Raw genomic sequence first — 23,541 nt, 5'->3', positions numbered from 1 at the left:
GACTATCAGTTGTGTTCGATGAGGGCGGACGACCGTCCGGACGATCGAACACGAGAGGGTGACATGGGCTCCACTGCACGTCGGGTCGGCATTTCGGGTGCCGTGCTCGCGACGTTGGCCGCGCAGCTGCTGGTGGCGGGCGGGACCGCGGACGCGCGCGGCTCGGGGAGGGCGGCGCACCGGGCGAACACCATCGCCTCCAACCCGCTGCCGTTCACGTCCCGCTTCGCGGGCGAGTTCCACGGCTCGATCACGCGGATCAGCAACTCGCTGATGACCTGCGACGAGACCAAGGCGCCGATCGACCCGGCGCAGCCCCCGTGCGAGCAGGCCCGCGCCGGCGCCGGCAGCCGGCCGATCAACAACAACTACGAGATGAAGTACGTCAACATCGACCCCGGGACGATCGGCCCGTTCGGCGACCCGATCTACTCGGCCAGCTCGGCCGACCTCGGCCTGCTGGACGGCTCCACGGTCAAGTACGCCCGGCTGTACTGGGGCGGCACCCGCGGCATCGAGGACACCGTGCTGCCGGAGAGCCAGATCGACGAGGTCTACCTCAAGCTGCCCGGCGACGCCCAGTACACCAACATCGCCAACGACCAGCCGTCGATCGGCTACATCACCACCGACGACGAGAGCAGCTACCAGGCCTCGGCGGACGTCACCGAGCTGGTGAAGGCGCACGGCAACGGCACCTACACCGTCGCCAACATGGACTCGGTGGTGAAGCCGCACAGCTGGGGCGGCTGGACGATCGTGGTGGCGTACGAGAACCCGTGCAAGCCGCTGCGGCAGATCAACCTCTGGGACGGCTTCCAGGTCGAACTGCCCGACAGCCCGGAGCGCGAGTTCAAACTGGAGGGCCTGAAGACCCCCGAGAACCTGGCGAACGTGCACGGCAAGCTCGGGTTCGTGGTCTACGACGGCGACCTGAAGTGGACCGGCGACACCCTCAAGGTGAAGTCCACCAACGGCCCCGAGACGCTGTTCAGCGACCCGGACCACCAGCCGGACGACGCCTTCAACTCCACCATCGAGGACCTGACGCCGGCCGACCGGTTCGTCCGCGCCCCGTACTTCCGCAACAACTTCGGCTACGACTCCAACCGCTGGGACATCTCCGACTACCTGCGCCCCGGCGACACCGACCTGACCATCAGGTTCGACACCGACAAGGACGGCTACGACCTCGGCGTCTTCTACAGCTACGTCAACCGGGACGACTCCTCGGAGCTCTGAGCGGGCGACCGGCCCGCCGCGGCCCGCGGCCGCACCGCCCGCGCCGGACGCGGGAGGTGCGGCCCCGCCGCGTCCGGGGCCGGGCGGCCGCGCAGCAGGCGCTCCAGCGGGCGCTCGACCCAGCGGTGCAGGGCGCCGGCCAGCGCCAGCGAGCAGCCGGCCAGCAGCAGCCAGACGGCGGCGGTGGCCGGACCCGGCGCCGGGTGCCCGTAGCGGTGCAGCCAGGGCCGGAAGGTGATCTCGTGCACCAGGTACCAGGCGAACGACCAGTCGCCGAGCACCGTCCACCCCCGGCGCCCCAGCGGCCCCCGGCCGCGCAGGTCGGCCCGCGCCAGGGCGGCGATCAGCGCCCCGAACAGCGGCGCGGAGAGCAGCTGCGAGGCGCTGTACGGGCCGTACCAGAGCGCGTCGGGCACCGCCCGGTGCCAGGGCACCAGCGCCAGGTGGAAGGCCGCCACCGCGAGCGCCGCCGGCAGCGGCCGCAGCCGGGGCAGCCGGCCCCGGCGGACGGCCAGGCCCAGCGCCACGCCGAGCAGGAACTGCGGGGTCCGGCTCAGCGGCAGGTAGTCCAGCAGCCAGCTCCGCAGCCCCGGATCGGCCACCGCCGAACCCGCCAGCCACAGCAGCGGCCCCGCCGCGCAGCACAGCACCGCCGCCCGCCGGCCCGGCCGCAGCCGCAGCAGCAGCGGGAACAGCAGGTAGAACCAGCCCTCGTCGCCGAGCGACCAGCCCGCCGGGTTGCCGCCCATCACCGTCGCCCGCCCCCACGGGTGCAGCAGCGGCAGCGACCACAGCGCCGCCCCCACCGGAACCGCCGCGCCCAGCGCCGCGAACACCGCCAGCGAGGCGCCCGTCGCCAGCGCGTGCAGCGGCCAGATCCGGGCCAGCCGCCGCCGGTAGAACCGGCCGGCCGGGACGGGGGCGTCGGCGTACGTCCAGGCCAGCACGAACCCGGACAGCACGAAGAAGAACGTCACCCCCGAACGCCCGTACCAGGCCAGCGGACTGAGCACCGGCAGGGCGCCGACCTGGCGGGACAGGTGGTAGCAGACCACCAGCAGCGCGGCCAGGAAGCGCAGGCCGGTCAGCGAGGGGAGGCGGGCGGGCGATCGCGGCGGTGTCACCCCGTGGCCAACGAGCCGCGCCCGGACGGTGTCACGGTCCGGCGCGGAGGCGTTGACGGTGCGTCACGCCGGGCGCCCGGGCCCGCCGGGAACGTACCCTTCGAACAGGACGGTCACGGGAGGCGGGAACACGGTGGAGGAACGGGCCGGGAGCCGGATCAGCCGGCTGGAGACCCGACTGGTGCGGCGGGGCTTCTCCGACCCCGACCAGGCGGTGCGGCTGCTCGACGAACCGGCGCTGCACGGCCTCGCCGCCGACCCGGTGCTGCTGGACGCGATCGGCGCCGCCGCCGACCCCGACCAGGCCCTGCTCGGCCTGGCCCGGCTGCTGGAGGCGCTCGACCCGCACGAACGGCACACCCTGCGCGACACCCTGACCACCTCCAAGCCGCTGCGCGACCGGCTGCTCGGCGTCCTCGGCGCCTCCACCGCGCTCGCCGACCACCTGGCCCGGCACCCCCGCGACTGGCACGCCCTGGTCTCCTTCGAACTGCGCGACATCCACCCCGGACGCGGCGAGTTCCTCGGCGAACTCACCCGCCGGGTGTGGTCCGGGGAGGCCGGGGGCCGGGCCGACGCGCTGCGCGCCGCCTACCGGCGCTGCCTGCTCGCGATCGCCGCCCGCGACCTGTCCGGCACCACCGACCTGCCGCAGGTCGCCGCCGAACTCGCCGACCTGGCCGGCGCCACCCTGCAGACCGCCCTCGACATCGCCGCCGAACAGGACCCGGAGGCCGCCGCGGCCTGCCGGCTCGCCGTCATCGGGATGGGCAAGTGCGGCGGCCGGGAACTCAACTACGTCTCCGACGTCGACGTGATCTTCGTCGCCGAGGCCCGGGAGGGCGCCGAGGAGCACGGGGCCGTGCAAGCCGCCACCCGGCTCGCCGCGCACGCCATGCGGCTGTGCTCCGACACCACCGGCGAGGGCACCATCTGGCCGGTCGACGCCAACCTCCGCCCCGAGGGCCGCAACGGCCCGCTGGTGCGCACCCTCGCCAGCCACCTCGCCTACTACCAGCGCTGGGCCAAGACCTGGGAGTTCCAGGCCCTGCTCAAGGCCCGCCCGATCGCCGGCGACCCCGAACTCGGCCGCGCCTACGCCGAGGCCACCGCCCCGCTGGTGTGGCAGGCCGCCGCCCGGGAGAACTTCGTCACCGACGTCCAGCAGATGCGCCGCCGGGTGGTCGACGCGATCCCGGCCGGCGAACTCGACCGGCAGCTGAAACTCGGCCCCGGCGGCCTGCGCGACGTCGAGTTCGCCGTCCAGCTGCTCCAGCTCGTGCACGGGCGCACCGACGAGACGCTGCGCAGCGGCAACACCCTGGAGGCCCTGGCCGCGCTCAGCGCCGGCGGCTACGTCGGGCGGGCCGACGCCGCCTCGCTGGACGCCGCGTACCGCTTCCTGCGCACCCTGGAGCACCGGATCCAGCTCCAGCGGCTGCGCCGCACCCACCTGATGCCCACCGACCCCGCCGACCTGCGGCGGCTGGCCCGCACCATGGCCCCGCTGATCCAGGGGGACACCCGGGACGACCCGGTCGCGGCGCTGCAGCGGGAGTGGAAGCGGCACGCGGTGGAGGTGCGGCGGCTGCACGAGCGGCTGTTCTACCGGCCGCTGCTGGACGCCGTCGCCGAACTGCCGGTCGCCGAACTGCGGGTCACCGGCTCCGGCGCCGCCGGGCTCAGCGCCGAGGCCGCCAAGCAGCGCCTGGCCGCCCTCGGCTACGCCGACCCGGCCGCCGCGCTGCGGCACATCTCCGCGCTGGCCTCCGGCGTCAGCCGCAAGGCCGCGATCCAGCGCACCCTGCTGCCGGTGCTGCTCGGCTGGTTCGCCGACTCCGCCGACCCCGACGCCGGACTGCTCAACTTCCGCCAGGTCTCCGACGCGCTCGGCCGCACCCCCTGGTACCTGCGGCTGCTGCGCGACGAGGGCGCCGCCGCCGAACAGCTCGCCCGGGTGCTCTCCGCCGGGCGGCTCGCCCCCGACCTGCTGCTGCGCGCCCCCGAGGCGGTCGCCATGCTCGGCGACGCCGGCGGGCTCGTCCCGCGCGGCCGCTCCGCCCTGGAGGCCGAGGTGCTGGCCGCCGTCGGCCGGGCCGGCGGCCCCGCCGCCGGGGTCGCCGCCGCCCGGGCCGTCCGGCGCCGCGAACTGTTCCGCACCGCCGCCGCCGACGTGCTCGGCCGGCTCGACGAGGACCCGGCCCGCGCCCTCGACCTCACCGGCGAGGCGCTCACCTCGATCACCGCCGCCACCCTGCAGGGCGCGCTGCGCGCCGCGAGCGACGGCTGGGCGGCCCGCAACGGCGACCTGCCCACCCGGATCGCGGTCATCGCGATGGGCCGGTTCGGCGGCCACGAGCTCGGCTACGGCTCCGACGCCGACGTGCTCTTCGTCCACGAGCCGCTGCCCGGCGCCGCCGACGAGACCGCCGCGCGGGCCGCCCGCGAGGTGGTCGGCGAACTGCGCACCCTGCTCGCCGCGCCCTCCGTCGAACCCCCGCTGCTGGTCGACGCCGACCTGCGGCCCGAGGGCCGCAACGGCCCGCTGGTGCGCACCCTCAGCTCGTACGCGGCCTACTACGCGCGCTGGTCGCACGCCTGGGAGAGCCAGGCGCTGCTGCGCGCCGAGGCGACGGCCGGCGACCCCGGGCTCGGCGAGCGCTTCCGCGAACTGGTCGACCCGCTGCGCTACCCGCGGACGGGCGTCCCCGACCGGGACCTGCTGGAGATCCGCCGGATCAAGGCCCGGATCGAGTCCGAACGGCTGCCGCGCGGCGCCGACCCCACCACCCACACCAAGATCGGCCGCGGCGGGCTCGCCGACGTCGAGTGGACGGTCCAGCTGCTCCAGCTCCGGCACGGCCACGAGGTGCCCGGCCTGCGCACCACCCGGACCCGGGCCGCGCTGGCCGCCGCGGCCTCGGCGGGCCTGGTCGACGGCGAGGACGCGCGGGTGCTGGACGCCGCCTGGGTGCTCGCCTCCCGGGTCCGGGCCGCGGTCATGCTGGTGCGCGGCCGGGCCGGCGACAGCTTCCCCGGTGACGCCCGGGAGCTGGCCGGGGTGGCGCGCTACCTGGGCTACGGGGTGGGGCACTCGGGGGAGCTGGTCGACGAGTACCGGCGCACGACGCGGCGGGCGCGCCGGGTGGTGGAGCGGCTGTTCTACGGCGGGGAGTAGGCGGGGGGAGAGTAGGCGGGGGGCTCCGGCCGGTGCGTTCCGGCCGGCGCGGCTACGCGCTGATCTTGGTGTCCCACTGGGTGGGGACGGTGAGCTCCCGTTCGGTGGCCCCGCCCGGCGCGCGGGGCAGGCGGAAGGCCCAGGTGTGGTAGATCAGCCGGGCGGCGAGGAAGCCGACGGCGAGGCAGATCAGGCCGCCGACCGCGTCCAGCCAGAAGTGGTTGGCGGTGGAGACGATGACGCTGAGGGTGACCACCGGGTAGGCCAGGCCGAGCAGCCGGACCCAGGTGCGGCGGGCCAGGAAGAAGATCGTCAGGCCGCACCAGGTGGACCAGCCGATGTGCATCGAGGGCATCGCGGCGTACTGGTTGGAGACGTGCGCGCCCGCGCCGGAGGCGAGCGAGCCCCAGGTCTGGTGCAGGGTGACGGTGTCGATGAAGCCGCCGTCGGTCATCAGGCGGGGCGGGGCCAGCGGGAAGCAGTAGAAGCCGACCAGGGCGATGCCGGTGGTGACGAACAGGACCGTCCGGGAGGCGGCGTAGCGGCCGGGGTGGGAGCGGTAGAGCCAGACCAGCACGCCGATGGTGACGATGAAGTGCAGGGTGGCGTAGTAGTAGTTCATCCCGACGATCAGCCAGGTGACCGAGTTGACGCCGTGGTTGACCGAGCGCTCCACGGCGATGCCGAGGGTGTGCTCCAGGTCCCAGACCCAGCCGGCGTGCTTCTGGGCGATCGTGGCCTGCTCCGGGACGGCGTTGCGCACCAGCGAGTACAGCCAGTAGCTGATCCCTATCAGGGCCAGCTCGAAGAGCAGGTGCGGGCGGCGCGGGGTGCGGCGCTGCTCGCGCACCCGGCTGCGGACGGCGGCGGCGGGCGACTGGGCGACGCGGGTGGCTCCGGCGGGCGTGCGGGGGGTGTGGTCCGTGCCCGGGTCGAAACCGTCGTGCGTGGTCCGGTCGGCACGTTCGGCGCCGGCTGCGTGGATCTCGGTCGGTTCCCCCATGGACGAGAAGTCTGCCAGACGAGGTGTGGCCGCTCGCTCATCCTCTGGTCGGGGATTCTTCACCGCCCGTCCCCCTACGGGGGTAGGGGTCGGTCGGTTTTCGAGGCGCATGCGGTCCATTGTGGCGCGCGGGTTACCGGGGGTCGAACCGGGGTCTGGTTCGGGTACGGACGCCGGGTGCGCGGGCGGCGGGGGCGGGCGTGCGGACGCGGGCGGGGCTCAGGTCACGACTCGGTACGACTCCGGCCCGAAATCGCTTTCACATCTTGCTGAAACATCTTGCAGGGCGCTAGGTTCCACGCCACCCACCCCTTGCCCGAGCGCCCCCGAGGGAGAGCCCTGCCGTGGCCGACGCCCCGTTCCGCCCCCAGCGCCGCACCACCCCGTACCGCCGCCCCGGACGGGCCGCCGTCCTGGTCGCGGCCTCGCTGATCGCCGCCACCCTGGGCGCCGTGCCGCTGGCCGCCGCCGCGGCCACCCCGCCCGCCCCGCCGTCCGACAAGGACCTGGCGGCCACCGCGAGCCGGCACGACCTCACCCGCGAGCAGTTCTACTTCGTGCTGCCGGACCGCTTCGCCAACGGCAGCACCGGCAACGACACCGGCGGCATCACCGGCGGCCGGATGGACAACGGCCTCGACCCGGCCGACAAGGGCTTCTACCACGGCGGCGACCTGCAGGGCCTGATCGACCGGCTCGACTACATCCAGGACCTCGGCACCACCGCGATCTGGATGGCGCCGATCTTCAAGAACCAGCCCGTGCAGGGCACCGGCGCGGACGCCTCGGCCGGCTACCACGGCTACTGGATCACCGACTTCACCCAGGTCGACCCGCACTTCGGCACCAACGCCCAGCTCAAGGAGCTGATCGACAAGGCGCACAAGCGCGGCATCAAGGTCTTCTTCGACGTCATCACCAACCACACCGCCGACGTCGTCGACTACGCGGAGAAGACGTACGACTACCGCTCCGCGGGCGCCTACCCGACCCTCGACGCGGACGGCCGCCCGGTCGACGAGACCGCGGTCGCCGACGCCCGGGCGCAGTGGCCGGGCATCACCAAGGACTCCTTCCCCTACACCCCGGTGCTGCGCGACCAGGCCGGCGCGACCGCCAAGACGCCGTCCTGGCTGAACGACCCGTCGCTCTACCACAACCGGGGCAACTCGACCTTCGTCGGCGAGTCCGCCACCGAGGGCGACTTCTCCGGCCTGGACGACCTGGACACCCAGAACCCCAAGGTCGTCGCCGGGATGGAGCGGATCTACCAGCAGTGGGTCGCCGAGACCGGCGTCGACGGCTTCCGGATCGACACCGTCAAGCACGTCAACCTGGCGTTCTGGGAGCAGTGGGCGCCCGCGCTGAAGCAGTTCGCCGCCCAGCGGGGCAACAAGAAGTTCTTCATGTTCGGCGAGGTGTACTCCGGCGACCCGGCGGTCACCTCCCCGTACGTCACCAAGGGCAAGCTGCAGGCCACCCTGGACTTCGCGTTCCAGGAGGCGGCCCGCGCCTACGTCTCGCAGAACGGCTCGGCCAAGGCGCTCAGCGAGCTGTACGCCCAGGACTACCGCTACACCACGGCCGACACCGACGCCTACGAGCTGCCGACCTTCCTCGGCAACCACGACATGGGCCGGTTCGGCTCCTTCCTGCGCAGCGACAACCCGGGCGCCTCGAACGAGGCGCTGCTCGCCAAGGACCGGCTCGCCAACGAGCTGCAGTTCCTCACCCGCGGCCAGCCGGTGGTCTACTACGGCGACGAGCAGGGCTTCACCGGCGCGGGCGGCGACAAGGACGCCCGGCAGGACATGTTCGCCTCGAAGACCCCCTCGTACAACGCCGACACCGTGATCGGCGGCGCCTCCGGCTCCAAGGACCGGTACGGCAAGGACGGCGCGCTCTACCAGGGCATCGCCGGCCTGGCCGAGCTGCGCAAGGACCACCCGGCGCTGGCCGACGGCGCCCAGGTCGAGCGGTACGCGGCGGACGGGCCGGGCGTGTACGCGTTCTCCCGGATCGACGCCGAGGAGCAGGTCGAGTACCTGGCGGCGGTCAACAACGCGGCCGAGCCGAAGACCGTCACGCTGGACACCTTCTCGGCGGGCATGGACTTCGACGGCCTGTACGGGACCGGCGGCCGGGTCACCAGCGGCGCGGACGGCAAGGTGACGGTCACCGTCCCGGCGCTGTCCTCGGTGGTGCTGAAGGCGAGGCACAAGCTGGCCAAGCCGGCGGCCGGACCGTCGATCACCGTCACCGCGCCCGCCGACGGCTCGTACGGGACGGTCACGCTGGGCGCGAACGTGCCGGGCGGCGGGTTCGACCGGGTCACCTTCGCGGCGCAGGTCGGGGACGGGGCCTGGCGGACGCTGGGCACGTCCGACAACGGGGTCTACAAGGTCACCCAGGACCTGGGCGGGGTCGCGCCGGGGACGGTCGTCCGGTTCAAGGCCGTCGTCGAGGACTCGGCCGGCCGACTGGCCTCCGCCGCCGGGCGGTTCACCACCGGCCAGCAGCCGCCGACGCCCGCGCCGAGCGCGGTGTCGCGCGAGTACGCGGTGGTGCACTACCAGCGGCAGGACGGGAACTACGACGGCTGGAACCTCTACGCCTGGGGCGACATCGCCGACGGCGAGGCGACCACCTGGCCGGAGGGCCACGGCTTCGTCGGGCGGGACGCGTACGGGGCGTTCGCGTACGTGAAGCTCAAGGGCGGGGCGTCCGACGTCGGGTTCGTGGTGGAGAGGAACGGCACCAAGGACGTCGACCAGGACCGGCACGTCGACGTCTCCGCCACCGGCGAGGTGTGGATCAAGGAGGGCGACGCCACCGTCCGCACCGCCGACCCGGACGGGGCGCAGCAGCCGCCCGCGGGCAAGGCGGTCATCCACTACCGGCGGGCCGACGGGAACTACGCCGGCTGGGGCCTGCACGACTGGACCGGCGCCGCCGCCCCCACCGACTGGGGCAGCCCGCTGCCGCCCGTCCGGCAGGACGCGTTCGGCGCGGTCTTCGAGGTGCCGCTGGCCGAGGGCGCGACCAGCCTCAGCTACATCATCCACAACGGCGGCGACAAGGACCTGCCGCAGGACCAGTCGCTCGACTTCGCCACCTCCGGCCGGGAGATCTGGATCGTCGGCGGCAAGGAGGGGCACCTGCTGCCGCAGAGCGCCGGCACCTCCTCGCAGCTCGACCTGGGCTCGGCGAAGGCCCAGTGGATCGACGCGAGGACCGTCGTGGTGCCCGCCGGCTACGGCGCGGCCGACGCCCAGCTGAAGGGCGGCACCAGCGCCCAGCTGATCTACGACCCGGCCGGCGGGCTGACCGTCGACAAGGGCGTGCTCTCCAAGCCCGGCCAGTGGATCCGGCTCACCCCGGCGGCCGGCCTGACCGACGCGCAGAAGGCGAAGTTCCCGCACCTGGCCGGGTACCGGGCGTTCACCGTCGACCCGCGCGACGCGGGCCGGGTCACCGCCGCGCTGCGCGCCCAGCTGGTCTTCACCGAGCACCTGCCGAACGGCGCCGCGCTGGCCGCCACCGGCGTCCAGACGCCCGGCGTGCTGGACGACCTGTACGCGGCGAAGGCGGCGTCCGCGCAGCTCGGCCCGGTGTACTCGGGCCCGGGGAGCCAGGGCGGGGGCGACCACGGCAACGGCGACGGGAACGGCAACGGCAACGGCAACGGGAAGGGCAAGGGCGACAAGCGGAAGGTGACGCTCTCGCTGTGGGCGCCGACCGCGACCGAGGTGGCGGTGCAGCTGTTCGACAGGGCGAGCGGCGGCACCCCGAGGACGGTGCCGCTGAAGCGGGACGACGCGTCCGGCGTCTGGTCGCTGACCGGGGACGCCAAGGACCTGGACGGCGCGTACTACCTGTACCAGGTCAAGGTGTGGGCGCCGAGCGTGCAGAAGGTGGTCACCAACCTGGTCACCGACCCGTACTCGACCGCGCTGTCCGCCGACTCCAAGCGCAGCCTGGTCGCGGACCTGTCCTCGGCCGCCACCAAGCCGAAGGGCTGGGACCGGCACCGCAGCCCGGAGGCGATCCCGGCGGTCAAGCAGCAGATCCAGGAGCTGCACGTGCGGGACTTCTCGTCCGCCGACAGCACCGTGCCGGCCGACGAGCGCGGCACCTACCTGGCGTTCACGCAGTCCCAGTCGGCGGGCATGCGGCACCTGAAGGAGCTGGCCGGGGCCGGCGTGACCACCGTCCACCTGCTGCCGACCTTCGACATCGCCACCATCCGGGAGAACCGGGCCGAGCAGAAGCTCCCGGCCTGCGACCTGTCCGCGCTGGCCGCCGACTCGGAGCGGCAGCAGGAGTGCGTGGCGGCCGTGCAGGCCGACGACGCGTACAACTGGGGCTACGACCCGCTGCACTACACCGTGCCGGAGGGCTCCTACGCGACCGACCCGAACGGCACGGCGCGCACCGAGCAGTTCCGCGCCATGGTGCAGGCGATGCACGAGGCGGGCCTGCGGGTGGTGCTGGACGTGGTCTACAACCACACCGCGGCGGCCGGGCAGGACGACAAGTCGGTGCTCGACAAGGTCGTCCCCGGCTACTACCAGCGGCTGAGCGACAGCGGGAAGGTCACCACCGACTCCTGCTGCGCCGACACCGCGCCCGAGCACGCCATGATGAACAAGCTGGTCGTCGACTCGGTGGTGACCTGGGCCAAGCAGTACCGGGTGGACGGCTTCCGGTTCGACCTGATGGGCCTGGACCCGAAGTCGACCATGCTGGACGTGCAGTCGGCGCTGCGGGCGCTCACCCCGCAGAAGGACGGCGTCAGCGGTAAGGACGTCTTCCTGTACGGCGAGGGCTGGAACTTCGGCACCGTCGCCGACGACGCCCGGTTCGTCCAGGCCACCCAGGCCAACATGGCCGGAACCGGCATCGCGACCTTCAACGACCGGATCCGGGACGCCGGGCGCGGCGGCAACTACGAGCTGTCCTCGGCCCCGCAGCAGGGCTTCGCCTCCGGTCTGTTCACCGACCCGAACGGCTCGGACGCCAACGGCACCCCCGAGCAGCAGAAGGCCCGGCTGCTGCACCAGATGGACCAGGTCAAGGTCGGCCTGACCGGCAACCTGGCGGCGTACAGGTTCACCGACAGCGGCGGGAAGCCGGTCACCGGCGGCGGCGTCGACTACAACGGCGCCCCGACCGGCTATGCGGCCAACCCGGGCGAGGCGGTGGAGTACCTGGACGCCCACGACAACGCCGACCTGTACGACGCGCTGGCGTTCAAGCTGCCGCAGGGCACCTCGCCCGCCGACCGGGCCCGGATGCAGGCGCTCGGCCTGTCGCTGACCGCGCTGAGCCAGGGCCCGGGCTTCGCCCAGGCCGGCAGCGACCTGCTGCGCTCGAAGTCGCTGGACGCCAACTCCTTCGACTCCGGTGACTGGTTCAACGCGATCGACTGGGACTGCGGGCGCGGCAACGGCTGGGGCCGCGGCCTGCCGATGGCGGCCGACAACCAGTCGATGTGGGTCCGCGACAAGCAGCTGCTGGCCGACCCGAAGCTGCGGATGGGCTGCAACGAGACCGGTGCCTCCACCGCGATCTACCAGCAGTTCCTGACGATCCGGCAGTCCTCGCCGCTGTTCGCGCTGCCGACCTCGGCGGAGGTGCAGCGCCGGCTGTCCTTCCCGCTGTCCGGCACCGCCGGGGAGAACCCGGGCGTGATCACCATGCACCTGGACGGCACCGGGCTGAAGGGCGCCGAGAAGGGCCTCACGGTGGTTTTCAACGCCACCCCGACCACCCAGGCCCAGACCGTGGCCGGCCTGCGCGGCAGCCGGCAGACGCTGCACGCGGTGCAGGCGAAGGGCGCCGACCCGGTGGTGAAGCGGGCGGCCTTCGACCCGGCCACCGGCACCTTCACGGTGCCGGCCCGGACGGTGGCGGTGTTCGTCCAGAACTGACGGTTTCCACGCGGTACCAGGGGCCTCACCTCCGGGTGGGGCCCCTGGCCGTGATGGCCGAAAACCGACGCACCGAGGCGATGTTTGGCGCGGACCTTCCCCCGTCCGTCCCACATGCCGGACCATGAGGGGCCGGCGGGGGGTCGCCGGGCGGGGCGGTGAACGGTCGTTAATCGGTCAATCCCTGGCATGCATCTGTCATTCGCGTGGTGTTTGCTGCCAGGATTCCCCCGGCTGCGGACCCGACAGGCGTTCCCGACCCGCCGGAGGAGCCCTCCCCAAGGACCCCGGCGACCGCAGCCCGGCACGCGCACCCCACGTGCCCGCACCGCGTACGTGCACCGCACCGCACCGCACCGCACCGCACCGCACCGCACCGCACCCCGCGCCGCGAACCGGCGGCAGGGGCCCCCGCTGCGCCGCAACCGCGGCCAGATTCTCTCCACCGCTCGTGACCCCGCGACGGTCGGTAAAGGAGTCCCGCATGTCTCGCCGCACGCATGCCCGCGTGAGCATGGCCGCCCTCGCGGCCACCACCGCCCTGCTGGTGACCGCGATCCCGGCGTCGTTGGCCCAGGCCGCGCCCGCCGACGCCCCCGCCCCGACCGGCCAGGTCGCCGCCCAGCAGGCGGCCGCCGGCCACGCCCAGCTGATCTCCGCCGCCGACAGCCGCTCCGCCGGGTTCGCCCAGGCCCTGGGCCTCGGCTCGGCCGAGAAGCTGGTCGTGAAGGACGCGTCCAAGGACGCCGACGGCACCCAGCACTTCCGCTACGAGCGTACCTACGGCGGACTCCCCGTCCTCGGCGGCGACCTGATCGTCCACCAGGCCGCCAACGGCACCACCAAGGGCGTCGACCGGGCCTCCACCGCCACCCTCGACGGCCTGTCCACCACCCCCAAGCTGGCCGCCGCCAAGGGCCAGGCCACCGCGCTCGCCGCGCAGGCCGGCTCCGCCCTGGAGACCGCGCCCCGGCTGGTGGTCTGGGCCGCCGACAACAGCCCGCGGCTGGCCTGGGAGACCGTCGTCTCCGGCGTCCAGGAGGACGGCACCCCCAGCAAGCTGCACGTGGTCACCGACGCCACCAGCGGCGCCGTGATCCAGAAGTGGGAGGGCGTGCAGACCGGCACGGGCAACGGCGTCTTCGTCGGCAGCGTCACCCTGGGCACCTCGCAGTCGGGCTCCAACTACCAGCTCAAGGACCCGACCCGCGGCAACATGTACACCACCAACCTGAACAACGGGACCAGCGGCACCGGCACGCTGTACTCGAAGGCCACCGACAGCTGGGGCGACGGCACCGTCTCCAACAAGGAGTCCGCGGCCGTCGACGCCCACTACGGCGTCGCCGCCACCTGGGACTACTACAAGAACACCTTCGGCCGCAGCGGCATCCGCAACGACGGCGTCGGCGCGTACAGCCGGGTCCACTACGGCAGCAACTACGTCAACGCGTTCTGGGACGACAGCTGCTTCTGCATGACCTACGGCGACGGCGCCTCCAACACCCACCCGCTGACCGAACTCGACGTCGCGGGCCACGAGATGACGCACGGCGTCACCTCCAACACGGCCGGCCTGAACTACTCCGGCGAGTCCGGCGGCCTGAACGAGTCCACCTCGGACGTGTTCGGCACCCTGGTCGAGTTCTACGCCAACCTGCCGAAGGACAACCCGGACTACCTGATCGGCGAGCTGATCAACATCAACGGCGACGGCACGCCGCTGCGCTACATGGACAAGCCCTCCAAGGACGGCTCCTCCGCCGACTCCTGGTATAGCGGCGTCGGCAACCTCGACGTCCACTACTCCTCCGGCGTCGGCAACCACTTCTTCTACCTGCTGTCCGAGGGCAGCGGCGCCAAGGTGATCAACGGCGTCAGCTACAACTCGCCCACCGCCAACAGCATCAGCGTCACCGGCATCGGCCGGGACAAGGCCGCCGCCATCTGGTACCGGGCGCTGACCACCTACTGGACCTCCACCACCAACTACGCCAGCGCCCGGGCCGGCACGCTCTCCGCCGCCACCGACCTGTACGGCGCCGGCTCGGCCGAGTACAACGCCACCGCCACCGCCTGGGCCGCCGTCAACGTCGGCTCGCTGCCCAGCACCGGCGGCCCGACCGTCACCAGCCCCGGCAACCAGTCGACCGCCCTGAACGGCGCCGTCAACCTGCAGATCAAGGCCACCGGCGGCACCGCGCCGCTCAGCTACTCGGCCACCGGCCTGCCCACCGGCCTGTCCATCAACGCCTCCACCGGCGTGATCAGCGGCACCGCCACCACGGCCGGGACCTACAACGTCACCGTCACCGCCAAGGACGCCGCCAACAAGACCGGCACCGCCTCCTTCACCTGGACGGTCACCACCGGCGGCGGCACCGGCTGCACCCCGGCCCAGCTGCTCGGCAACCCCGGCTTCGAGACCGGCACCGCCAGCCCCTGGACCGCCTCCTCCGGCGTCGTCGACAACTCCAGCTCCCAGGCCGCCCACGGCGGCTCCTGGAAGGCCTGGCTGGACGGCTACGGCTCCGCCCACACCGACAGCCTCTCGCAGACCGTCACCATCCCGGCCGGCTGCAAGGCCACGCTGAGCTACTGGCTGCACATCGACACCGCCGAGACCGGCAGCACCGTCTACGACAAGCTGACCGTCACCGTCAACGGCACCACGGTCGCCACGCACTCCAACGTCAACGCGGCCACCGGCTACACCCAGAAGAGCGTCGACCTGTCGGCCTACGCCGGGCAGACCGTCACGGTGAAGTTCAACGCGGTCGAGGACGCCTCGCTGCAGACCTCCTTCGTGATCGACGACACCGCCGTCCAGACCGGCTGACCCACCCCGCACCGGCCGGTGCCCGGCAGTCGCCCCGCGGCTGCCGGGCACCGGCACGGGTGCGCCCGGCGGTCGCGGACCCGCCCGCCGGGTGTCCGAACGGTGAGATCCCGGAAACCCCCGGGCAACACGAAACACCCCCGAAACACCGGTGACGGCGGCGCGAAATCCGGCCCGGCGACACTCCCCGCATGCTCCTCGCTGACTCCCCACCCACCCTGGACAGCGGCGACACCGCCTGGCTGCTGGCCTGCACCGCGCTCGTGCTGCTGATGACCCCGGGCCTCGCGCTGTTCTACGGCGGCATGGTGCGCACCAAGAGCGTGCTCAACATGATCATGATGAGCTTCACGTCGATCGCCGTGGTCACCGTGGTCTGGCTGCTGGCCGGCTACTCGCTGGCCTTCGGCAAGGACGCCGGCTGGGGCCTGATCGGCTCCCTCGACCACCTCGGGATGGCCGGGATCACCCCGCACAGCCTCACCGGGGACGTCCCCACCCTGCTGTTCGCGACCTTCCAGCTGACCTTCGCGATCATCACCGCGGCGCTGATCTCCGGCGCGATCGCCGACCGCGCCAAGTTCGGCTCCTGGGTCGCCTTCACCGCCGTCTGGACGCTGCTGGTCTACGTGCCGGTCGCGCACTGGGTGTTCGCCCCCGACGGCTGGATCCTCAAGCACCTCGGCGCCCTCGACTTCGCCGGCGGCACCGTCGTCGAGGTCAACTGCGGCGCCAGCGGCCTCGCCCTGGCCCTGCTGCTCGGCCCGCGGCTCGGCTTCAAGAAGGAGGCGATGCGCCCGCACAACCTGCCGCTGGTGCTGCTCGGCGCGGGCCTGCTCTGGTTCGGCTGGTTCGGCTTCAACGGCGGCTCCGCGATGGGCGCCAACGGCCTCGCCGCCGCCGCCGTCCTCAACACCCAGGCGGCCGGCTGCGCGGGCCTGCTCGGCTGGCTGGTGGTTGAGAAGAGGCGCGACGGCCACGCCACCACCCTCGGCGCCGCCTCCGGCGCGGTCGCCGGACTGGTCGCCATCACCCCCTCCTGCGGCAGCGTCGACCTGCTCGGCGCCCTGGTCATCGGCCTCGCCGCCGGACTGGTCTGCTGCTACGCCGTCAGCTGGAAGTTCCGCCTCGGCTACGACGACTCGCTCGACGTGGTCGGCGTGCACTTCGTGGCCGGCGTCCTCGGCACCGCGCTGATCGGCCTGTTCGCCACCTCCGTGATGACCGGCGGCCCCGCCGGACTGCTGCACGGCGGCGGCCCCGGCCAGCTCTGCAAGCAGCTGGCCGCGGTCCTGGTGGTCGCCGGGTACGCGTTCGGCGCGACGTACGGCATCGGCCGGGCGATCGACCGGGTGATGGGCTTCCGGGCCGCGCCCGAACACGAACTCACCGGCCTGGACCTCGCCGTGCACGCCGAGAACGCGTACGATCACGGCGTCCTGGGCCACGGCTCCGCCACCGCCCACGCCACCAGCGTGCACCCGCACGGTGCGCCCGCCTCCGACAGGACCCGCTCGGTATGAAGCTGATCACCGCCGTCGTCAAGCCGTTCAAGCTGGACGAGGTCAAGACCGCGCTGCAGGAGCTCGGCGTGCACGGCCTGACCGTCACCGAGGCCAGCGGCTACGGGCGGCAGCACGGCCACACCGAGGTGTACCGCGGCGCGGAGTACCGGATCGACCTGGTGCCGAAGGTCCGGATCGAGGTCGTGGTGGAGGACGAAGACGCCGAGCGGGTCACCGACGCGATCGTGGCCGCCGCCCGGACCGGGAAGATCGGCGACGGCAAGGTGTGGGTGGTGCCGGTGGACGGCATCGTCCGGGTCCGCACCGGCGAGCGCGGGCCGGACGCGGTCTGACGATCGGTCAAGCGCCTGCGGGCCCCCGGTGGTTGTCGCCTCCGGGGGCCCGCTCCGTTCTCCGGTGCGTCCGTTAATCGGGTGCGGGGCGGGCGGTTCCGGGTTAGGGTCCTGGCATGTCTTCCTTCCAGCAGATCTACGGCTGACGCGGCCGGGGCAGTGCCCCGAGCCCACGCGTCCCGCCCGCCCGCGCGCGCCCGTACGACGGCGCCCCGGCGGTGCGGTGTGTTGTCCACGCCCCCGTAGAACGGAAGCAGGTGCTCTCCGCATGACCCGTGTACCCCGTCGCGCCCACATCGCCATGGTCGGCATTCCGGCCGTCAGCCACGTCCGCCCGAGCCTGGAGGTGATCCGCGAACTCGTCGCCCGCGGCCACCGGGTGACGTACGCCAACGACCCCTCCGTCGCCGAACTGATCGCCCCCACCGGCGCCGAGCTCGTCCCCCTCCCCTCCACGCTGCCGGTCGCCGACCACGACTGGCCCGAGGACCCGATCGGCGCCATGCGGGTCTTCCTGGAGGACGCGATCGCCATGCTGCCCCGGCTGCGCGCGCACTACGACGCCGACCCGGCCGACCTGTACCTGTACGACATCGGGGCGTACGCGGCCCGGGCGCTGGCCGAGGCGCAGGGCCGGCCGGTCGTGCAGCTCTCGCCGACCATCGTCGGGTGGGACGGCTACCAGGAGGAGATCGGCGGCCAGCTGCGCCAACTGCCCGGGGCGGACGCCTACTTCGAGCGCTTCACCGAGTGGCTGGCGGGCAGCGGCGCCACCACGACGGACGTGGACGCGTTCTCCGGGCGGCCCGCCCGGGCCGTCGCGATGATCACCGAGGCGATGCAGCCGCACGCCGACCGGGTCGACCGGAAGGCGGTGGACTTCGTCGGCCCGTGCTTCGACCTGCGGGCCGAGCAGGGGAGTTGGCGGCGCCCGGCCGACGCGGAGCGGGTGCTGCTGGTCTCGCTCGGCTCGGCGTACACCCGGCAGCCCGCGTTCTACCGCAACTGCCTGGCCGCCTTCGGCGACCTCCCCGGCTGGCACCTGGTGCTGCAGATCGGCGGGCACACCGACCCGGCGGAGCTGGGGGAGGTCCCGGCCGGCGTCGAGGTGCACCCCTGGGTGCCGCAGCGGGCGGTGCTGGCGCAGGCCGACGCCTTCGTCACGCACGCCGGCATGGGCGGCTGCGGGGAGGGCCTGCTCGCCGGGGTGCCGATGATCGCGGTGCCGCAGGCCGCCGAGCAGTTCATGAACGCCGACCGGCTGGTCGAGCTCGGCGTCGCCCGCCGGATCGACACGGCGGACGCCACCCCGCAGGCGCTGCGGACGGCGCTGGCCGAGCTGGTCGGCGACCCGGCGGTGGCGGCCCGCTCGCGCGCACTGCGCGCGCGGGCGGCGGCCGAGGGCGGCACCGCCCGGGCCTGCGACCTGATCGAGCGGCAGCTGGGCTAGCATCCCGGGCCCGGCCGCAGGAGAGCGCCGGTCCGCCGTTGACGAACTGTCAGCGGCGGACCGGCGTTCGCGTTCCCGGGGGTGATCAGGGGCAGGTCACGGGCGTGCAACCTCCCTTGACGGGCGTCCGGGCGAACCCTATGGTCATGCCACTGCAAGTTTCCAGCAAGTTTCAACGCCTTTGCAGAACACTTGCAGTAGCGACCCTCCCCCCGTCGCGCTGACGGCAGCACCCCCGCCGTCGCGGCCCCCCACCCCGCCGCCCTCCCGTCCCGCGACCTGCGTCCGCGGCCCGGGCCTCCCCCAGGAGCTGCTCCCTTGCCCACCTCCGCCCCCGTCCGCAGAAGGCGGCTCGCCGCCGCCACCACCGCGCTCGCCGCGCTCGGCCTCTCGGTCGGCGCCGGGCTCACCCTCGCGCCGACCGCCACCGCCACCCCGCCCGGTGGCAAGGACGTCACCGCCACCCTGTTCGAGTGGAAGTTCGACTCGGTGGCCAAGGCCTGCACCGACACCCTCGGCCCCAAGGGCTACGGCTTCGTCGAGGTCTCCCCGCCGCAGGAGCACGTCCAGGGCAGCCAGTGGTGGACCTCCTACCAGCCCGTCAGCTACAAGATCGCGGGCCGGCTCGGCGACCGCACCTCGTTCCGGAACATGGTGAACGCCTGCCACGCCGCGGGCGTCAAGGTGATCGCCGACTCCGTGGTCAACCACATGAGCGCGGGCAGCGGCACCGGCACCGGCGGCACGGTGTACGGCAAGTACACCTACCCGGGCTCCTACCAGGACCAGGACTTCCACTCCTGCCGGACGTCGATCAGCAACTACGGCGACCGCTCCAACGTCCAGAACTGCGAGCTGGTCGGCCTCTCCGACCTCGACACCGGCTCCGGCTACGTCCAGCAGACCATCGCCGGCTACCTGAGCGACCTGCTCACCCTGGGCGTCGACGGCTTCCGGATCGACGCCGCCAAGCACATCGCCGCGAGCGACCTGGCCGCCATCAAGGCGAAGGTGAGCAACCCCGGCGCCTACTGGGTGCAGGAGGTCATCTACGGCGCGGGCGAGGCCGTCCAGCCCTCCGAGTACACCGGCAACGGCGACGTCGACGAGTTCCGCTCGGCGACCTGGCTGAAGAGCGCCTTCAACGGCGGCCGGCTCTCCGACCTGCAGAGCTGGGGCAGCGGCCTGCTCGGCTCCGCCCAGGCCCGCACCTTCGTCGACAACTGGGACACCGAGCGCAACGGCTCCACCCTCACCTACAAGTACGGCTCCGCCTACACGCTGGCCAACGTCTTCCTGCTGGCCAACCCGTACGGCTCGCCGAACGTCTACTCCGGCTACGCGTTCAGCGGCAACGACGACGGCCCGCCCAACGGCGGCACCGTCAACGCCTGCTACCAGGACGGCTGGAACTGCACCCACGCCTGGCGGCAGGTCGCCAACATGGTCGGCTTCCGCAACGCGGTCTCCGGCACCGGCATGACCAACTGGTGGTCCAACGGCAACAACGCGATCGGCTTCGGCCGGGGCGGCAAGGGCTACGTGGCGATCAACCGGGAGTCCGGCGCGATCACCCAGACCTTCCAGACCTCGCTGCCGGCCGGCGTCTACTGCGACGTCCAGCACGGCGACCCGGTGAACGGCGGCTGCACCGGCCCGACCTACGCCGTCGGCTCGGACGGCAGGTTCACCGCCACCGTCGCCCCGGGCGAGGCGGTCGCGCTGTACGTCGGCGCGGGCGGCGGCTCCACCGCGACGCCGACCCCGACCCCGACGCCGTCCGCCACGGCCACCGGCGGTGGGAACGCCGCCACCGTCTTCTACTCGACGAACAAGAACTGGTCGGCCTACGACCTGCACTACGCGCCCACCGGCGGCAGCTGGACCACCGCGCCCGGCGTGGCGATGGACGCGGCGTGCACCGGCTGGGTGAAGAGGACCGTCGCCCTGGGCGGCGCCACCGGCCTCACCGCCACCTTCAACAACGGCTCCGGCACCTGGGACAACAACGGCGGCAACAACTACGCCCTGGGGACCGGGAACGTCACCGTCAAGGACGGTGTGATCGGTTCCGGCGACCCGTGCGCGACCGCCTCCCCGAGCGCCACCGCCTCGCCCTCGGCCTCGGCGTCCGCCTCGCCGTCGGTCGGGTCCGGCGCGTCCTTCGCGGTCACCGCGACCACCGCGGTCGGCCAGAACGTCTACGTGGTCGGCGACGCGGCCGCGCTGGGCGGCTGGGACACCGCGAAGGCGCTGCCGCTCTCCGCCTCGGCCTACCCCGTGTGGAAGCTGGACGTGGCGCTGGGCGCGGGCACCGCGATCCAGTACAAGTACGTCCGCAAGGACGCCGCCGGGAACGTCACCTGGGAGAGCGGCGCCAACCGCACCGCGACCGTCCCGGCGAGCGGCAGGGTCGTGCTGAACGACACCTGGCGCAGCTGAGCCGCCGGGCGGCAGGAGGGGTCCCGGCTCCGGGGGAGCCGGGACTCCCGCGCGTCCGGGCGCGGGAGGGGCGCTCAGCCGCGGCCGACGTACGGCATCGCGGTGGCCATCACGGTGGCGAACTGCACGTTCGCCTCCAGCGGCAGCTCCGCCATGTGCCGCACCGTCCGGGCCACGTCCGCGACGTCCATGGTCGGCTCGGGCGCGGTCCGGCCGTCCGCCTGCCGGACGCCGGTGACCATCGCCGAGGTCATGTCGGTGGCCGCGTTGCCGATGTCGATCTGCCCGCAGGCGATCCGGTACGGGCGGCCCTCCAGGGAGAGGGCGCGGGTCAGGCCGGTGACGGCGTGCTTGCTCGCGGTATAGGCGATGGCGTGCGGGCGGGGCACGTGGGCGGAGACCGAACCGTTGTTGACGATCCGTCCGCCCTGCGGGTCCTGCGCCTTCATCCGGCGGAACGCGGCCCGCGCGCAGAGGAACGCGCCGGTCAGGTTGAGGTCGACCACGGCCCGCCAGTCGGCCGCCGCGACCTCCTCGACCGGTGCGGACGGGCCGAACGTCCCGGCGTTGTTGAACAGCAGGTCGATCCGGCCGAAGCGCCCGGTCGCGGCGTCGAACAGCGCCTCGACCTGCCGCTCGTCGGTGACGTCGGCGGGCACCGCCAGCACCCGTTCGGGCCCGAGCCCGGCGGCGGTCCCCGCCAGCGGGGCGGCCCGGCGCCCGGCCAGCACCAGCCGCCAGCCGGCCGAGGCGAGCTCGCGGGCCACGGCGCGGCCGACGCCGCTGCCCGCACCGGTGACGACGGCAACCTGCTGGGACACGCGCACACTCCTCGGGGTGGTTCACGGACACGGACGTGGACGCCCATGATCGCCCGGCCGGGCCGCCGCGTCAGTCGGAGGAACGTCCAAGCCGGGCCGGGACCGGCCCGCGAGCGTCCCGCCCCGCCCCGCGAGCGTCCCGCCCCGCCCCGCGAGCCGTCCCCGCCCCGGGCCGGGACCCCCGCCGACCGGCCGGAACCACCCCCGCCGACCGGCGGGTCGTGGGGCCCGGCGCAACCGGGCCGGGGGGTGCCACGTCATAGGATCACGGGAGGTCCGGACCGCCGCAGCGCCGTGCGGCCGGGGCCCTACCCCGGGGAAGGGCCGGTGACCGCGTCGCGGCCGTCCCCCGACCACTGACCAGGGCCTGCACCCGGCTGCCGGGTGCGCCCCCGCCCGGAGAGACCACCGTGCTGCCGCAGCCCCGCCCCGCCGCCCGCCGCCCGCTGGCGGCCGCCGCACTGCTCGCCCTCGCCGTCCCGCTCACCGCCTGCGGCGGCTCCGGCGACGGCGCCGGGGACGCCCGGGCGGCGATCTCCGACCACCGGGGCACCGGCAGCGCCACCCCCTCCGCCCCCGCGAGCAGCAGTGCCCCGCCCAAGCCGTCCAAGGTGCTGATGCCGACCGGCCCCGCCACCCAGTTCACCAAGGCCCGGGACACCCCGGTCGGCCCGATCCTGCTGACCACGCTGGCCGGCCCCAAGTCCGGGGTCAGCGGCAAGGTGTGGGTCTGGCTGCCCCCGCAGTACGACGACCCGAAGTACGCGAAGACCGGCTTCCCGGTGCTCACCCTGTACGCGGGCGGGCAGAGCGCCGGCTACAACACCTGGACCGACAACCAGCTGCCGATCCAGGAGATCGACCAGCAACTGGTCGCCCAGGGCAAGGCCCACCCGTTCATCATGATCATGCCGGTGCAGAACCTGGACTCCAACGAGTCCAAGGCGCTGGAGTGCGCCGACATCCCCGGCCAGCCGAAGATCGGCACCTGGATGTCCCAGGACATCCCCGACTTCGTCCGCGCCAACTTCCGCACCCTCAAGGGCCGGGACGGCTGGGCCGTGATGGGCGCCTCCACCGGCGGGTTCTGCAGCGCCAAGCTCGCCCTGCAGCACCCCGACGTGTTCAAGGCCGCGGTGCCGATCGACGGCTACTGGAACCCCGACTCGCCGCTCTGGAAGGGCCACGAGCAGGAGCGCCTGGCCAACAGCCCCGACCAGCTGATCGGCGCCGGCACCGCCGACGTGCGGATGCTGGCCACCGCGGGCGGCGCCAACGCGTACGAGACCAGGCTGGTGAAGAACTGGGTCGCCAAGGCCAAGGCGCCCACCACCGTCGAGTACTACGAGCAGCCCGGCGGCAAGCACCTCACCTCGGACTTCAAGAAGATGATCCCGACCACCCTGGAGTGGCTGAGCGCGAACACCGCCGGGCCCGAGGCCGACTGAGTCGGGCCGGAACGGGCAGACGGCGGACGTAAAGAACCGTCAAAAACCGTTCCGAGGTGCCCGGAAACCGTCCTGACCTGCACAGCAATCGGTCGTTCATTCGTCCCTGATGGACTGTGGTCACCCTGGAGCCGCGAACCGGAGAACTGACCGGGGTGCCGCACCGCGGCCCCGCTCCGGCCAGTCCAGACCGTCCCGAAGAG

General features: G+C 73.3%; 12 protein-coding genes. 9 read left to right on the top strand and 3 right to left on the bottom strand.

Translation table 11 applies throughout. From position 1 onward, the window contains the following. Positions 1–102 precede the first annotated feature (102 nt). Positions 103–1,242, top strand: coding sequence for a hypothetical protein (locus ACZ3J7_RS04335; RefSeq protein ID WP_465616716.1), 1,140 nt, complete (start codon positions 103–105; stop codon positions 1,240–1,242). On the opposite strand, the gene ACZ3J7_RS04330 is transcribed toward ACZ3J7_RS04335, so the two are convergent. Then, on the bottom strand, positions 1,209–2,366 hold the full coding sequence (locus ACZ3J7_RS04330; RefSeq protein WP_465616715.1) for an acyltransferase family protein: 1,158 nt from the start codon (positions 2,364–2,366) through the stop codon (positions 1,209–1,211). The genes ACZ3J7_RS04335 and ACZ3J7_RS04330 overlap by 34 nt on opposite strands. Before the next feature lie 133 nt (positions 2,367–2,499). Between ACZ3J7_RS04330 and ACZ3J7_RS04325 the strand changes: the two genes are divergently transcribed. After that, entirely contained in the window at positions 2,500–5,544 is a 3,045-nt protein-coding gene (locus ACZ3J7_RS04325) for a bifunctional [glutamine synthetase] adenylyltransferase/[glutamine synthetase]-adenylyl-L-tyrosine phosphorylase (RefSeq protein ID WP_465616713.1), read from the top strand. Between the two features lie 52 nt (positions 5,545–5,596). On the opposite strand, the gene ACZ3J7_RS04320 is transcribed toward ACZ3J7_RS04325, so the two are convergent. Further along, positions 5,597–6,547, bottom strand: a complete 951-nt coding sequence (locus ACZ3J7_RS04320; protein ID WP_465616711.1) for a phosphatase PAP2 family protein — start codon at positions 6,545–6,547, stop codon at positions 5,597–5,599. A gap of 344 nt (positions 6,548–6,891) precedes the next feature. Here ACZ3J7_RS04320 and pulA point away from each other — a divergent pair, with 344 nt between their 5' ends. The 6 genes from pulA to ACZ3J7_RS04290 all read left to right on the top strand — a co-directional run bounded on the left by pulA (position 6,892) and on the right by ACZ3J7_RS04290 (position 21,069). Next, complete coding sequence (gene pulA, locus ACZ3J7_RS04315) at positions 6,892–12,480, top strand: pullulanase-type alpha-1,6-glucosidase (RefSeq protein WP_465616709.1); 5,589 nt, start codon at positions 6,892–6,894, stop codon at positions 12,478–12,480. Between the two features lie 484 nt (positions 12,481–12,964). Next, positions 12,965–15,319 (top strand): M4 family metallopeptidase, encoded by a 2,355-nt coding sequence (locus tag ACZ3J7_RS04310; protein WP_465616707.1) that lies wholly within the window; start codon positions 12,965–12,967, stop codon positions 15,317–15,319. 191 nt (positions 15,320–15,510) lie between these two features. Beyond that, positions 15,511–16,842 (top strand): ammonium transporter, encoded by a 1,332-nt coding sequence (locus ACZ3J7_RS04305; RefSeq protein ID WP_465616705.1) that lies wholly within the window; start codon positions 15,511–15,513, stop codon positions 16,840–16,842. Further along, positions 16,839–17,177, top strand: coding sequence for a P-II family nitrogen regulator (locus ACZ3J7_RS04300; protein WP_014135467.1), 339 nt, complete (start codon positions 16,839–16,841; stop codon positions 17,175–17,177). The genes ACZ3J7_RS04305 and ACZ3J7_RS04300 overlap by 4 nt, the downstream gene beginning before the upstream one ends. Before the next feature lie 268 nt (positions 17,178–17,445). After that, positions 17,446–18,627, top strand: coding sequence for a macrolide family glycosyltransferase (locus ACZ3J7_RS04295; RefSeq protein ID WP_465616703.1), 1,182 nt, complete (start codon positions 17,446–17,448; stop codon positions 18,625–18,627). Positions 18,628–18,945: 318 nt separating this feature from the next. Continuing rightward, a complete protein-coding gene (locus tag ACZ3J7_RS04290; RefSeq protein WP_465616701.1) occupies positions 18,946–21,069 on the top strand; it encodes a carbohydrate binding domain-containing protein in 2,124 nt (707 codons plus the stop codon). A 74-nt stretch (positions 21,070–21,143) separates the two neighbouring features. On the opposite strand, the gene ACZ3J7_RS04285 is transcribed toward ACZ3J7_RS04290, so the two are convergent. Further along, the gene (locus ACZ3J7_RS04285; protein ID WP_465616699.1) at positions 21,144–21,890 is read right to left on the bottom strand and encodes an SDR family oxidoreductase; all 747 of its coding nucleotides are present in this window, start codon (positions 21,888–21,890) and stop codon (positions 21,144–21,146) included. A gap of 410 nt (positions 21,891–22,300) precedes the next feature. Between ACZ3J7_RS04285 and ACZ3J7_RS04280 the strand changes: the two genes are divergently transcribed. Further along, positions 22,301–23,338, top strand: a complete 1,038-nt coding sequence (locus tag ACZ3J7_RS04280) for an alpha/beta hydrolase (RefSeq protein ID WP_465616697.1) — start codon at positions 22,301–22,303, stop codon at positions 23,336–23,338. The last annotated feature ends 203 nt before the right edge of the window (positions 23,339–23,541 follow it).

The organism is Kitasatospora sp. NPDC015121, assembly GCF_055562955.1.
The sequence above is the reverse complement of the archived record's forward strand: the minus strand, read 5'-3'. Positions and strand labels throughout refer to the sequence as shown.

Excerpts from the sequence above, each read along its gene's own strand:
- ACZ3J7_RS04295 (WP_465616703.1), top strand. The coding sequence starts at position 17,446 with ATGACCCGTGTACCCCGTCGCGCCCACATCGCCATGGTCGGCATTCCG.
- ACZ3J7_RS04320 (WP_465616711.1), bottom strand. The coding sequence starts at position 6,547 with ATGGGGGAACCGACCGAGATCCACGCAGCCGGCGCCGAACGTGCCGAC.
- ACZ3J7_RS04305 (WP_465616705.1), top strand. The coding sequence starts at position 15,511 with ATGCTCCTCGCTGACTCCCCACCCACCCTGGACAGCGGCGACACCGCC.
- ACZ3J7_RS04300 (WP_014135467.1), top strand. The coding sequence starts at position 16,839 with ATGAAGCTGATCACCGCCGTCGTCAAGCCGTTCAAGCTGGACGAGGTC.
- ACZ3J7_RS04310 (WP_465616707.1), top strand. The coding sequence starts at position 12,965 with ATGTCTCGCCGCACGCATGCCCGCGTGAGCATGGCCGCCCTCGCGGCC.